A 13,151-nucleotide genomic window follows, 5' to 3' on the forward strand; every position below is an offset into this window, starting at 1 on the left:
CGCGATGACCGTCAAAACCAAACTGCTCGGCAACCTGGCCCTGACCATCATCGGCATCGCGGTGATCGCCGGGATCGGGTTGTTCTCCATCTCGAAGGTCAAGGCGAGCATCGAGATCCTGACCGGGAAGTCGACGCCGCTGCATTTGAAGATGCTTGAACTGCAGCAGACCGTGGAGAAGGTCTCCGCCGATTTCATGCGCCTGGAGATGACCACCGAGCCCTCGGAGGTGGCCAAACTCTCGGAAACCATCACCAGCAGGATCCAGAGGATGGAGACCCTCAACGAGGAGATCGTCGCGGGGGGGGCCGCTTCCAGCGGGGTCGACACCAAGGTGCTGCGGGAGATCGAGAGGACCGTGGTGCAGGTCGCCTCCCAAAGACTCAAGGACATGAACCTCTTCAAAAGCGAGATCGCCTCGGTCAACGGCGAGTTGCGGAAGGCCGAGGCGAGCGTAACCGGCATGCGCAAGAGCATCAGCAAAATGGGGAGCAATGCCCTGTCGGCCATCAACTCCTCGCAGGCCGCCAACCTCCAGGTGAACAACAGCATCAAGAAGCTCCTGACCCTGCAAAGCCGCCTGAAGGACATCGACATCATCCTGAGCGACCTGGAGCTCGTCAAGAACAAGTTCAAGATCGGTCCGCTCAAGGAGCGTCTCAAGAATACGGTGGAAATCACCCGCACCATCGAGGTCGAAAACGGCGACAACCCGGCCATCAAGGAGGTCAAGGGAGTCGCCATCGATATCCTCAACCGGATCGGCGCCGAAGAGGGGGGGCTGATGGCGTTGCGGCTCGCCATTCTGAATACCCCCGAAAAGACCGAGACGGAACAGTACGCGGCCAAGCGGGCCGAGATCATGAACCCCCTCGAGGAGAACAGCAGGAAGATCTTCAACACCATCGACACCCTCGAGCTGCAGATCAAGAAGGACCGCAACCAGGTGGTCTCCTCGCTCGGCTTCCAGAACGCGGCCAGCAGAGTGATGGAGGCCGGCAGCAGCATCAGCGTGGACGTCAAGGAACTGAACGCCGGGGTGCGCCAGATCATGCTCTGCAGTTCCGAGCAGGAGGTGGCGGGCGTCTCCTCCCTGCTTGCCCAGGCCCAGCAGCGGGTCGAATCGAACGTCGCGATGGCACGCGGGCTCCTGGTGCAAAGCGGGCAGAAGGAACTCGCCGGAAGTATCGCCGAGGTCTCCGGCACCATACGCCGGGCCGCCGCCTCGATCCGGAACATCGAAGCGACCAAGCTCAGCGTGATCAGGAGCAACCTTGCCATGCAGAAGGCCCTCGATTCTGCGCGCGGCATATCCAAAGAGCAGGCGCAAAAAAGCGAGGAGCAGGTCAAAAGCATCGGCGAGAATCAGCAGCAGATCCTGACCGGCGTCCGCCGGGCGGTGGAAAACGCCTCGCTTTTATCGATCGTGATGATCGGGGTCTCCATCGGGGTAGCGCTCGTCTCGCTCATCATCAGCCTGAGGATCATCTCTTCCATCACCAAGCCGCTGGGGCACGCCAAGCTGGTCACCGCCGAGATCGCCGCGGGCAACCTCACCAAGCGGATCGCGCCCCGCTGCAACGACGAGATCAGCGAGATCTGCCACAGCATCAACAACATGGTGGCGAACTTCCACGAGGTGATCTCGCGGGTCTCCCACAACACGCAGCAGGTCGCCTCGGCCTCGGCCAGCCTCTCCCGCGTCTCCGAGCAGATGGCCTCGGGTGCGTCGCGGGTGGCCGAGCAGGCGGCCACGGTGGCCACCGCCAGCGAAGAGATGGCCGCCACCTCCAACGAGATCGCCCTCAACTGCACCCAGGCCGCGGCCGGCTCCCAGCAGGCCAACGACGCCGCCATCACTGGCGCCTCGGTGGTCAAGGAGACCGTGCGGGGAATGAACCTGATCGCCGACAACGTCCGCGAGTCCGCGGTCACCATCGGCAACCTCGGCAGCCAGTCGGAGCAGATCGGGGCCATCGTCAAGACCATCAACGACATCGCGGACCAGACCAACCTGCTGGCCCTCAACGCGGCCATCGAGGCGGCCCGGGCCGGCGAGGGGGGGCGCGGCTTCGCGGTGGTGGCCGACGAGGTGCGGGCGCTGGCCGAGAAGACCGCGGATGCGACGCGCGAGATCGGGGCCATGATCAAGTCGGTCCAGCAGCAGACCAAAGGGGCGATGAAGGTGATGGAGGCCGGGGTGACCCAGGTGGAGGGGGGAACCGTGGAGGCGGCCAAGTCGGGGACCGCGCTGGCGGAGATCCTGCAGCAGATCAGCTCGGTCGCCTCCCAGGTCGGTCAGATCGCCACCGCGGCGGAGGAGCAGACGGCCACCACCGGGGAGATCAGCGCCAACATCCAGAACATCAACGAGGTGGTCCAGGAAACCGCCAGGAGCGCACAGGAATCGGCCGGCTCCGCCCTGCAGCTATCCCAGCTGGCCGAGGAGCAGCAAAAGCTCGTGGGACAGTTCACGCTCTAGGTTACCTGGCCCCAGTCCCGTCACTTTGCAGGAGGCTCATAACACGACCCTGCACCAAAGGGGAGGCGGCTTACGCCCACCCCGGACCTCAGGGAACCCCGTACGAGGTGGGAGCGGTCCATGACAGTCAAGAGCAAGTTGCTGGGAAACGTCGTACTGACCATCGTCGGCATTGCCGTGATCGCCGGGATAGGGCTCTTCTCCATCACCAAGGTCAAATCGAGCATCGAGATCCTGACCGGGAAATCGACACCGCTGCATTTGAAGATGCTGGAACTGCAGCAGACGGTGGAGAAGGTTTCCGCCGACTTCATGCGGCTGGAGATGACCACGGAACCGGGCGAGGTAAACAAGCTTTCCCAGACCATCACCGAACGGATCCAGCGCATGGAGACGCTCAACGAGGAGATCGTGGCGGGGGGGGCTGCCTCGAGCGGGGTCGACACCGGCGTTCTGAAGGAGATCGAGAAAACGGTGGTGCGAGTCGCCAGCCAGCGCCTGAAGGACATGTCGCTCTTCAAGAACGAGATCGCCTCGGTGAACACAGAGCTCCAAAAGGCGGAGAGCAGCGTCGGCGCGATGCGTAAAAGCATCAGCAAGATGGGGAGCAACGCCCTCTCCGCCATCAACTCCTCCCAGTCGGCCAACCTCCAGGTCAACAGCAGCATCAAGAAGCTCCTCACCCTGCAAAGCCGCCTGAAGGACATCAACATCATCCTGAGCGACCTCGAGCTCGTGAAGAACAAGTTCAAGATCGCCCCCCTCAAGGAGCGCATCAAGAACACCGTGGAGCTGACCCGCAATATCGAGGCCGGGGCCGGGGACAATCCGGCCATCAAAGAGGTGCGGGGGGTGGCGCTCGACATCCTCAACCGGATCGCTTCCGATGAGGGGGGGCTGGTGGCGCTGAGGCTGGAAATCCTCAGCACCCCGGAGAAGACCGAGACGGAGCAGTACGCCGCCAAGCGGGCGGAGATCATGAGGCCGCTGGAGGAGAACAGCAAGAAGATCTTCAACACCATCGACGCCCTCGAGCTGCAGATCGTGAAGGACCGCAACAAGGTGGTCTCCTCGCTCGGCTTCCAAAATGCCGCCAGCACGGTGATGGAGGCGGGAAGCGGCATCAGCGTCGACGTCAAGGAGCTGAACGCCGGGGTGCGCCAGATCATGCTCTGCACGGCCGAGCAGGAGGTGGCGGGTTTGGCAGCCACCCTAGGGCAGGCCCAGCGGAGGATCGAGGCCAACGTCTCCGTGGCGCGGGGAATCCTGCTGCAAAACGGCCAGAAGGAACTCGCCAGGAGCATCGCCGAGGTATCGGGGACCATCCGGCGGGCCGGTTCCTCCATCCAGAAGATCGAGGCCACCAAGCTGAACGTGATCAAGAGCAACCAGGCCATGCACAAGGCCCTGGAGTCGGCCCGGGGGATCTCGCGGGAGCAGGCCCAGCGAAGCGAAGAGCAGGTGAAGAGCATCGGCGAGAACCAGCAGCAGATCCTGACCGGCGTCCGCCAGGCGGTGGACAACGCTTCGCTTTTGTCGATGGTGATGATCGGGGTCTCCTTCGGAGTGGCGCTGGTCTCGCTCATCATCAGCTTGAGGATCATCTCCTCGATCACCAAACCGCTCGGGCACGCCAAGCTGGTCACCGCCGACATCGCCAACGGCAACCTGACGAGGAGGATCGAGCTCAAGACCCGCGACGAGATCGGCGAGATCTGCGACAGCATCAATAACATCGTGATCCACTTCCACGAGGTCATCTCCCGAGTCACCCACAACACCCGCCAGGTCGCTTCGGCCTCGGCCCTCCTCTCCAACGCCTCCGACATGATGGCCTCGGGGGCCGCCCGGGTCGCCGAGCAGGCCGCCACCGTCGCCACCGCCAGCGAACAGATGGCGGCCACCTCGAGCGAGATCGCCCTCAACTGCACCCAGGCGGCGACCGGCTCCCAGCAGGCCAACGACGCGGCCATCACCGGCGCCGAAGTGGTCAAGCAGACCGTGGAGGGGATGAACCTGATCGCCGAGAATGTGAGGGAGTCGGCGGTCACCATCGGGAACCTCGGCAGCCAATCGGAGCAGATTGGCGCCATCGTGAAGACCATCAACGACATCGCCGACCAGACCAACCTGCTGGCCCTCAACGCCGCCATCGAGGCGGCGCGCGCCGGCGAGCACGGGCGCGGCTTCGCGGTGGTGGCCGACGAGGTGCGGGCACTGGCCGAGAAAACCGGGAGCGCCACCCGCGAGATCGCCGCCATGATCAAATCGGTCCAGCAGCAGACCAAGGGGGCGATGAAGGTGATGGAGTCCGGAGTGATCCGGGTGGAGCAAGGTACCGTCGAGGCGTCGAAATCGGGGAGCGCGCTGGAGGAGATCCTTCAGCAGATCAGCGCGGTCGCCATGCAGGTGAACCAGATCGCCACCGCCGCCGAACAGCAGACCGCCACCACCGGGGAGATCAGCAACAACATCCAGAACATCAACGAGGTGGTCCAGGAAACGGCCAGGAGCGCTCAGGAATCGGCCAGTTCGGCCCTCCAGCTGTCGCGGCTGGCCGAGGAACAGGAAAAGCTCGTGGGTCAGTTCACGCTGAGTTAGGGCTCAAGAAGGGAGAACCCCATGGCATTCGAGGCCCAATTGCAGATGGCGCAGGGGGTGGCGAGAATCACCCTGGCCGGCTCGCTGGACGCCGCCTCGGCCCCCCGTTTCCGGGAGGTCATCGAGCAGGCCGCGGCCCAGGAGGCCGGAAAGCTGGTCCTTTTCATGGAGAAGCTGGAGTTTCTGGCCAGTGCCGGCCTGCAGCTGCTCATCTTCGCCCGGCGGAAGATGGGGGCCGACGTCGATATCTACGTGGTCGGCAGCCAAGGCCCCGTGCTGGGCACCCTCGAGATGACCGGATTCCACCACGGCGTCCATATCCAGGACACCTTCGCCGACTCGTGACCAGCCGCGCCACCGTCAATTCCACCGTTCTTTTCCACCGCCCAAGCGCCTCCCGCCGCAGCCGGTGACCCGGGGCGCTTTCTGCAGGGGTATCCGATGGAGCCGTTAAGCCTCCCCGCAAAATTGGATTCGCTCGAAAAGCTCGGGAGCTACGTCGTCCGGGCAACCGCCGAGGCAAAGCTCGCCGCCAAGGCGGCCTACGGTCTGCGCCTGGCGGTGGACGAGATCGCCACCAACATCGTCACCCACGGCCACGAGGAAGCGGGAATAAGCGGGGTGGTGACGGTCAGCGTGGCCTTGACCGACGATTCCCTGACCGTCGTCTTGGAAGACGGCGGCCTTCCCTTCGATCCCTTGAGCCACCGCCTTCCCGCCGAAGATGACTTGAACCTCCCCCTGGAGGAGCGTGCCATAGGCGGCCTCGGCATCTTCCTCGTTCTCAAGAGCGTCGACGCCTTCCGCTACGAGCGGGCCCATGACGTCAACCGCAACATCTTCGTCATGAACCGTACCCCGAACGGGGCGGCCTGAAGCGAGGGTGAGAGGTTCGAACCGGAGAGTGAGCCATGCTGACCAAGCCGTTCGGCGCACCAAGTATCGGGAGGATGATTCTGCGGGCCCTGCGGGGGCTACCGGCCCTGTTCCCGGTCGTCATCCCTAAGGGGAACATCAGGGGACGCATCCTGCGGGCTCTCCTCGGGGTCTCCGTTTTATCGCTGCTCTGTTTCACGGTGATCTCGCTGCACGGCATCAGCCAGATCGAGGACTTTGCCGTCCACGCCTGCAGCGCGCCGGCCGAAGGGGGGGACGCACCTGCCGTTCCTACCGAAACCGCCTTCGTCACCGTCATCTCCCAGCTCGCCCTCGGGATGAGAAGGCTGATGGTCGTCCTGATCCTGCTCTTCTTCGCCGCCATCACCGCGGTCTACCTGGTCGCCCGGGAGCTCGCGCGCGTCATCACCGACCCGATCCTCGTGCTCGATGCCGGGGCGAAGGTGATCGGCGACGGCAATCTCGATTACCGGATAGAGGTACACACCGGGGACGAAATCGAGGCCCTGGCCGAGACCTTCAACAAGATGACCGGCAGCCTCCGGGAGTACGTCCGGACCCTGACCGAGACCACCGCCGCCAAGGAAAGGATCCAGGGCGAGCTCAAGGTGGCGACCGACATCCAGGCGAGCCTGCTGCCGAGGCTGTTCCCACCGTTTCCGGCCCGCAAGGAATTCGACATCTTCGCCCACATGGACCCGGCCAAGGAGGTGGGGGGGGACTTCTACGACTTCTTCTTCGTCGACGACAAGACCCTCTGCTTTCTCATCGCGGACGTCTCGGACAAGGGGGTGCCGGCCGCCCTCTACATGATGGTGGCGAAGACCCTTCTCAAGACCGAGGCGCTGCGCGGCCTTGGGCCGGACGAGATCCTGTTCCGGGTCAACAACCTCCTGGCCGACAACGACAGCTGCATGTTCGTCACCGTCTTCTGCGCCCTGCTCGACACCGCCAGCGGCGAGGTCCGCTTCTCCAACGCCGGCCACAATCCCCCCCTCCTCTACCGGACCGGGCGCGGGTTCGAGTTCCTGAAGATCCGGGCGGGGTTCGTGCTCGGCCCCATGCCGGACAGCAGCTACACGATGGAGAGGGTCACCCTTGGGGCCAACGACCTCCTCTTCCTCTACACCGACGGCATCACCGAGGCGAAGAACCCCGCGGGTGAACTGTACGGAGAAAAAAGGCTGCTGGAGGCGCTCAACGGGGGAGAGGTGGGCGATCTGGCGGCCATGGTGCAGGCGATACGTACCCGGGTGGACGAGCACGCCGGCGGCGCGCCCCAGTCCGACGACGTCACCATGCTGGCACTCAAGTTCAGGGGGGTGTCCCGTGAGGCCTAGCTTCTTCGGTCCCGGCAGGGTGAGGCTCGCCATCGTGCTCGTGCTGGCGGCGCTCTTCTGCCTGACCGCCGCCCACGCCCCGGGAGCCGACCGGAAGGTGCGCAGGGTGGCGATGATCCTCTTCCGGGGGGAAACCCCTTCCGAGCAGGGATTCCGGGACACCATCCACGCATCGCGCGATTTCCTGGTGCGCTGCCGGACCTTCAACGCGGGGCAGAGCCAGGAGCGGCTGCGGGAGATCATGGCGGTCATCGATCCCTCCCAGTACGACCTCATCTATACCTTCGGCACCATGGCCACCCAATCGGCCATGGAGAGGATCAAGGGCGTCCCGATCGTCTACAACGTCGTCCAGCGCCCCGTCGAGGCGGGGATCATCAGGAGCTGGGGCGACTCCGGGAACAACGTGACCGGCGCCTCGAACATCGTCGCCACCGAAAGCGCCTTCAGGGCCCTCACGCTGGTGATGAGCATCCGCAAGCTCGGGCTCATCTACAACGATCAGGATCCCGCCTCGCTGATCCAGAGGGGAGAAGTCGAGAAGCTCCAGAAGAAGTACGGCTTCCGGATCTTCGACATGCCAGTGCGGGACCGGGAATCGATTTCGGGGGCCATCGGGCTCGGGGTGAGCGCCAAGGTCGACGCGGTCCTTCTTCCCGCGGACTCCTTCGTGAAGGCCAACGCGGGGGCCATCGTGTCCTCGCTCAACGAACACCGGATCCCGACCATCGCCATGATACCGGAGATGGTGAGCGAAAACGGCGCCCTGATCTCCCTGGGGCCCGACTACTACGAACTCGGGCAGCTGGCGGCCCGGAACGCCCTGGAAGTTTTGGGCGGGAAGCGGCCGGCCGAGGTTCCCTCGCAGACCGTGCGGACGCTCCATCTCTGCATAAACCTCCGGACCGCGGACCGGCTGGGCATCATCTTCCCGTTGCAGCTACTGTCGATGGCGGCGGTGGTTCGCTAGGGAACGCATCGCCAGGAGCACGCGGGACCGCATCCGTCGTCCCTATTCGAGGGGGGACTTCGCAGCAAGGGGGCCATGGTGACCGATACCGGATTCTTCTCCATCAACGCGACCGAAATGCTCATGATACTGCGCGGGTATATCCCGACGGTCCTGGTGGTCGCCATCGGCGTCCTGGTCGGCAAACTGGACGAGTTCAGGCACCAGGCTACCCTGATCAAACTGATCGACTACGTTTTCCTCCCCTGCCTGGTGTTTTCCGCCCTGCACCGGCACCCGTTCGACCTGGACGAGCTGCTGCAGATAGGAGTGGCGGTTGCGGTGATGGTCTCTTTGTCGACCGTGGCCGCCATCTACCTGGTGGGAGACGGCAGGGGCGGAGCCGGCTGGAACCATCTGGCCACCATTTTCATGAGCAGCGGCACCATCCTCCTCCCTCTGGCTTACGTCCTGTTCGGCAACGAGGGGCTGGTGAAGGCCATCTATTTCCACCTGTTCGTCCTCCTGCTGCTCCACACCCTGGGAGCTCACCTCGTGAAGGGAAGCAGCAACCTCCCCTCCTTTTTCAAGGTCCCGTTCCCCTATGCGGTGGCGCTGGCGATCGGGACCGCCTCGTTACCGGTGCCCGCCTCCGATAATGTCCTGGAACTGGGCTGGCTGATGGAAAAGGGGATACAGATCGCCGGGCTGGGCGCGCTGCCGCTTTTGCTCATCAATTTCGGCTACCCGCTGGGGCTCATCAAGTTATCGGCCCTGCGCAAGGGGATTGCCGGGGGGCTCCTGCGGATCGTCGGCGGGCCGCTGCTGGGGCTTGCCGTCGTCTACCTCTACCGTCACGGTGGATGGCTCAGCATGGAAAAGGGGTACGACATCCTTACCTTCATCGACCGGCGCACCACCGAGGCGCTCCTGATGCTGGGGGCATCCATGCCGTCGTCACATCACGCCCTCCGGATGGAGGCAGGCGAGGGGCTCATCGCTTCCGAGGCGGAAAGCGGCACCTTCCTGGTCAGCGTCGTGGGGAGCACCGTCACCGTCATCACGGTGGTTTTTATCATCGATATCTACATATTCCCGCACTAGGGACCGCTTCACCCATCGAAGGCCAACACGTGCCCTTTCCCGGAGGAGTCGAGAACAATCCATGCCCATTATCTCGCCTGAAACGCTGATGGTCGTCCGCGCCGTGCTTCCCTCCTTCACCATCGCCCTGCTCGGGGTGCTGCTGGGGAAGATGGACCGCCGGCGGGAGTTGAACCAGAAGACCATCTCCAACATGGTCTACTATTTCTTCACCCCCTGCCTGGTCTTCTCGTCGCTCCACAAGAGGTCCTTCGACTTCGTAGAGTTCGCCCTGATCGGGGGGGCGGCCTTTCTCCTCATCGCGGTCATGACCCCCATCGCCTTCTTCTTCAAGCGCCGGGCCGGGGTCAGGGAGAACGGCTACTGCCTCCCCATCATCTTCATGAACACGGGGAACATCTCGCTGCCGATCGCGCTGCTCCTCTTCGGCAACGACGGCCTCGCCAAGGCCATCCTCTTCCACATGATGAACATCCTCGTCCTCTATTCCTACGGCGTCTACCTGGTGAGCGGCCAGACCGACCTCCGGCAGTTCCTCAAGATCCCCGCCCTTTACGCCACCCTCCTCGGTGTGCTGGCGGCCACCACGACTCTCCCGGTCCCCGAAACGCTCATGCAGGGGTACGCCATCGTCTGCAAGGTGAGCGATCTCCTCGCCTACGCCGCGATTCCGCTGCTGATCGTCAATCTCGGCTACTCCATGAGCGTGACCACCAAGCTGACCACCCTCAAAGACGACGCCACCGGAGCCTTCCTGCGGGTCGTGCTCGGGCCGCTGCTCGCTTTCGGCGTGGTCATCTGCTACCGCAAGCTCGGCTGGATCCCGGCCGGCGCCGGTCCGGACCCGCTCGTCACCATGGGGTACCGCACCACCGAGGCGATCATCATCCTCAACGCCGCCATGCCCGGACCGGTCATGGCGTATCTCCTCAACGTGAAGTTCAACAACTGTCCCCAAAAGGCCGCCTCCATGGTGGCGCTGGGGACGCTCGCGGGGTTGATAACCATCCCCTTGACGCTCCATTTCATTAACCAGTTCATCGCCGCATAACGGCCAGGAGGTGGGCAGATGCAGATCTCCTTACAGCAGCAGCAGGACCACCAGGTCATCTCGCTTTCCGGCAGGCTCGACGCGAGCACCGCCCCGCTTCTCCAGGATCGCTTCCAGCAGGCTCTTACTCCCGAAAGCTGCCGCTTCATCGTGGAGATGAGCGAGGTGGACTACGTCTCGAGCGGCGGCTTACGGGTGCTGCTGGTGATGACCAAGATGGTCAGGGCGCTCGGGGGGGAGATCGTGCTGGCGCGGCTGCACCCCTTCGTGGAGGACCTGATGACCATGTCCGGGTTCAATACCATGATCCCGGCGACCGCCACCAGGGAGGAGGCGCAGAGGCTTTTGACCGCGGGAGGCATGCCATGAAGGTCGCCATCATCGGCGCGGGACACATCGGGACCACCCTCGCCTACACGCTCCTCATCAAGGGGTTCGTCTCCGAGATCGCCATCGTCAACAGGACCCGGGAGAAGGCCTTCGGCGAGGCGCTTGACATGACCCATGCCCTCGCCTCGGCGTCGCATTCGGTGAAGATCTATTCCGGCGACTACCGCGCCTGCGAAGGGGCCGAGGTCGTGGTGGTAACGGCGGGCGCGGCCACCGTCAAGGGACAGTCGCGCCTGGAGATCGTCGCCGCCAATGCGGCCATCTTCCGGGAGCTCATCCCGAGCATCCTGGAGCATAACCGGGACGCCATCTTCCTGGTGGTCACCAACCCGGTCGACGTGAACACCTGGCTCGCGCTGCGTTATTCGGGGCTCCCCTGGCAGCGGATCATCGGATCGGGGACAGTGCTCGATTGCCAGCGTTTCCAGTCGTTTCTGAGCCGGCATTTCAACGTCCACCCTGCCAACGTCCAGGGGTTGATCATCGGGGAACACGGCGATTCGATGATTCCGCTCTGGTCGCGGGCCTCGATCTGCGGGATCCCGCTGGCGGAGTTCCCGGGCTACGACCAGCAGGAGATGGAGGACATCTTCGATATCACCAGGCGCGGCGCGGCCATGGTCCGGGTCACCAAGGACAGCACCCAGTACGCCACCGCCATGTCGGTAGCCCGGGCGGTGGAGGCGATCCTGCTCGACAAGAAGGAGGTGCTGACCGTCTCCACCCTGGTCAACGATTTCTACGGCATCGGCGACGTCTGCCTCAGCATGCCGGCCGTCGTGGGGAAACGGGGGATCGAGCGGGTACTGAAACCTCAACTCGCCGATGACGAACGGGACAAACTCCTCCGCTCGGCCGCCATCCTCAAGGGGGTGCTCGCCTCGGTCGGTGAAGATGGGCCGGCCGGTGGTGCATCCGGCGTATAACTTTTCTATACAGCCCCCCGGGGTGGCCGAACCCGCCGAATCTGCGGCAGATGCGGCTCTTGGCCACCCCCCACCCATCCTCCCTCCCTTTCCCCTGTATACCCAGCCTATACACCAGCCGGTCGCAAGGAGCATTGAAGACGCCGGGCGGCCAGCATCAATCCTTTCAAAACCAGACACTTAGCGAAAAGTACAATTTTTACTAATTTAAGGCACGGCAAATGCTAACCGAGGAAAGGGGACCATATCGAGGCCGTTGTCCCGCTTCCCCTCCGGGGAGAGGGGGCACGACCATTCATTTATTTTCCGGAGTAAAAACCGATCGGGAGGAGAAACCATGAGACTGCCATTGAGCATCGTGATCCTGGCTGTGCTTACCTGCGGGATTTCCGGGGCCCACGCCCTGGAACTGAAGGACGTCACCTTCAACACCAACGGTGGCGGAAAGGTGGTCTTCAGCCACGAAAAGCACCTGAAGAAAAAGGAGCTGAAGAGCCGCAACGTCAGCTGCAAATCGTGCCATGACATCGCCGCCAAGCCGGGTGTCCACTTCACCATGGCCGACATGGAAAAAGGAAAGTCGTGCGGCAGGTGCCATACCGGCCAGAAAGCCTTCGCCCTTGCCAAGTGCACCGGCTGCCACAAGGTCAAGGAGATCACCTTCCAGGTGAAGGAAACCGGCCCGGTCCGCTTCAGCCACAACAGCCATTTAAAGAGCATGCAGTGCAACTCCTGCCACAACAAGCTCTTCAACACCGGCCCCAACAAATCGGTCAGCATGGCGGAGATGGAACACGGGAAGTCGTGCGGCGCCTGCCACAACGGGACCAAGGCCTTCAGCATCGAGAAGTGCGGCAGCTGCCATCCGTCGCCCAAGCAGGTGGTCTTCAAGATCAAGGAAACCGGCCCCACCGTTTTCAGCCATGCCCGGCACGTGGAGAAGTACAGCTGCAGCGCCTGCCACACCAGGATCTACCCGCTGGGATCGAGCAGGCACGTCAGCATGGCCGCCATGGAGAAGGGTAAGTCGTGCGGCGCCTGCCACAACTCGCGGGACGCCTTCGCGGTTGCCCAGTGCAGCAAGTGCCACCCCACCAAGGAGATCACCTTCAAGCTGGCCAGCATCTCCAACGCCAAGTTCGATCACGACAAGCACCTGGCCAAGTACAAGTGCAGCGCCTGCCACACCGGCACCTTCCCGCTTTCCACCAAGGCAAGGCCGGTGACCATGTCAGAGATGCACCGCGCCAAGTCCTGTGGCCTGTGCCACGACGGCCAGAAGGCCTTCTCGGTCTCGGGCAACTGCGACTCCTGTCACATCAAGGATAGCCGGGCGGCCTCCACTCCGGGGGATGAGAAAGGATAGCGGGATTTCTGGAAGGGATCGAACGGGGTAGCCACAGCCGCTCCA

General features: G+C 63.5%; 11 protein-coding genes. All 11 read left to right on the forward strand.

What is annotated here, in order from left to right:
• Positions 1-4: 4 nt before the first annotated feature.
• The 11 genes from L4X63_RS00390 to L4X63_RS00440 all read left to right on the forward strand — a co-directional run bounded on the left by L4X63_RS00390 (position 5) and on the right by L4X63_RS00440 (position 13,106).
• Entirely contained in the window at positions 5-2,482 is a 2,478-nt protein-coding gene (locus tag L4X63_RS00390; RefSeq protein ID WP_250676609.1) for a methyl-accepting chemotaxis protein, read from the forward strand.
• Between the two features lie 120 nt (positions 2,483-2,602).
• Complete coding sequence (locus L4X63_RS00395; RefSeq protein WP_250676610.1) at positions 2,603-5,083, forward strand: HAMP domain-containing methyl-accepting chemotaxis protein; 2,481 nt, start codon at positions 2,603-2,605, stop codon at positions 5,081-5,083.
• 21 nt (positions 5,084-5,104) lie between these two features.
• On the forward strand, positions 5,105-5,428 hold the full coding sequence (locus tag L4X63_RS00400) for an STAS domain-containing protein (RefSeq protein WP_250676611.1): 324 nt from the start codon (positions 5,105-5,107) through the stop codon (positions 5,426-5,428).
• Positions 5,429-5,551: 123 nt separating this feature from the next.
• A complete protein-coding gene (locus tag L4X63_RS00405; protein WP_250676612.1) occupies positions 5,552-5,959 on the forward strand; it encodes an ATP-binding protein in 408 nt (135 codons plus the stop codon).
• Between the two features lie 35 nt (positions 5,960-5,994).
• Positions 5,995-7,320: a PP2C family protein-serine/threonine phosphatase gene (locus tag L4X63_RS00410; RefSeq protein ID WP_250676613.1), complete on the forward strand. Its 1,326-nt coding sequence runs from the start codon at positions 5,995-5,997 to the stop codon at positions 7,318-7,320.
• Positions 7,310-8,290: an ABC transporter substrate-binding protein gene (locus L4X63_RS00415; RefSeq protein ID WP_250676614.1), complete on the forward strand. Its 981-nt coding sequence runs from the start codon at positions 7,310-7,312 to the stop codon at positions 8,288-8,290. Before L4X63_RS00410 ends, L4X63_RS00415 begins: the two co-directional genes overlap by 11 nt.
• A gap of 75 nt (positions 8,291-8,365) precedes the next feature.
• A complete protein-coding gene (locus tag L4X63_RS00420) occupies positions 8,366-9,373 on the forward strand; it encodes an AEC family transporter (protein WP_250676615.1) in 1,008 nt (335 codons plus the stop codon).
• A 61-nt stretch (positions 9,374-9,434) separates the two neighbouring features.
• The gene (locus L4X63_RS00425) at positions 9,435-10,424 is read left to right on the forward strand and encodes an AEC family transporter (protein WP_250676616.1); all 990 of its coding nucleotides are present in this window, start codon (positions 9,435-9,437) and stop codon (positions 10,422-10,424) included.
• 18 nt (positions 10,425-10,442) lie between these two features.
• On the forward strand, positions 10,443-10,793 hold the full coding sequence (locus L4X63_RS00430) for an STAS domain-containing protein (protein WP_250676617.1): 351 nt from the start codon (positions 10,443-10,445) through the stop codon (positions 10,791-10,793).
• On the forward strand, positions 10,790-11,740 hold the full coding sequence (locus L4X63_RS00435; protein ID WP_250676618.1) for an L-lactate dehydrogenase: 951 nt from the start codon (positions 10,790-10,792) through the stop codon (positions 11,738-11,740). Before L4X63_RS00430 ends, L4X63_RS00435 begins: the two co-directional genes overlap by 4 nt.
• A 337-nt stretch (positions 11,741-12,077) precedes the next feature.
• A complete protein-coding gene (locus tag L4X63_RS00440) occupies positions 12,078-13,106 on the forward strand; it encodes a c(7)-type cytochrome triheme domain-containing protein (protein WP_250676619.1) in 1,029 nt (342 codons plus the stop codon).
• Positions 13,107-13,151: the final 45 nt, after the last annotated feature.

Origin of the sequence: Geomonas sp. Red32 (genome assembly GCF_023652955.1) — a bacterium.
In the GTDB taxonomy this organism is placed as follows: Bacteria; Desulfobacterota; Desulfuromonadia; order Geobacterales; family Geobacteraceae; genus Geomonas.

What these genes read in the sequence shown, in the direction of transcription:
- L4X63_RS00390 (WP_250676609.1), top strand. Translation starts at nt 5, where the DNA reads ATGACCGTCAAAACCAAACTGCTCGGCAACCTGGCCCTGACCATCATC.
- L4X63_RS00435 (WP_250676618.1), top strand. Translation starts at nt 10,790, where the DNA reads ATGAAGGTCGCCATCATCGGCGCGGGACACATCGGGACCACCCTCGCC.
- L4X63_RS00440 (WP_250676619.1), top strand. Translation starts at nt 12,078, where the DNA reads ATGAGACTGCCATTGAGCATCGTGATCCTGGCTGTGCTTACCTGCGGG.
- L4X63_RS00430 (WP_250676617.1), top strand. Translation starts at nt 10,443, where the DNA reads ATGCAGATCTCCTTACAGCAGCAGCAGGACCACCAGGTCATCTCGCTT.
- L4X63_RS00425 (WP_250676616.1), top strand. Translation starts at nt 9,435, where the DNA reads ATGCCCATTATCTCGCCTGAAACGCTGATGGTCGTCCGCGCCGTGCTT.
- L4X63_RS00410 (WP_250676613.1), top strand. Translation starts at nt 5,995, where the DNA reads ATGCTGACCAAGCCGTTCGGCGCACCAAGTATCGGGAGGATGATTCTG.
- L4X63_RS00420 (WP_250676615.1), top strand. Translation starts at nt 8,366, where the DNA reads ATGGTGACCGATACCGGATTCTTCTCCATCAACGCGACCGAAATGCTC.
- L4X63_RS00400 (WP_250676611.1), top strand. Translation starts at nt 5,105, where the DNA reads ATGGCATTCGAGGCCCAATTGCAGATGGCGCAGGGGGTGGCGAGAATC.
- L4X63_RS00395 (WP_250676610.1), top strand. Translation starts at nt 2,603, where the DNA reads ATGACAGTCAAGAGCAAGTTGCTGGGAAACGTCGTACTGACCATCGTC.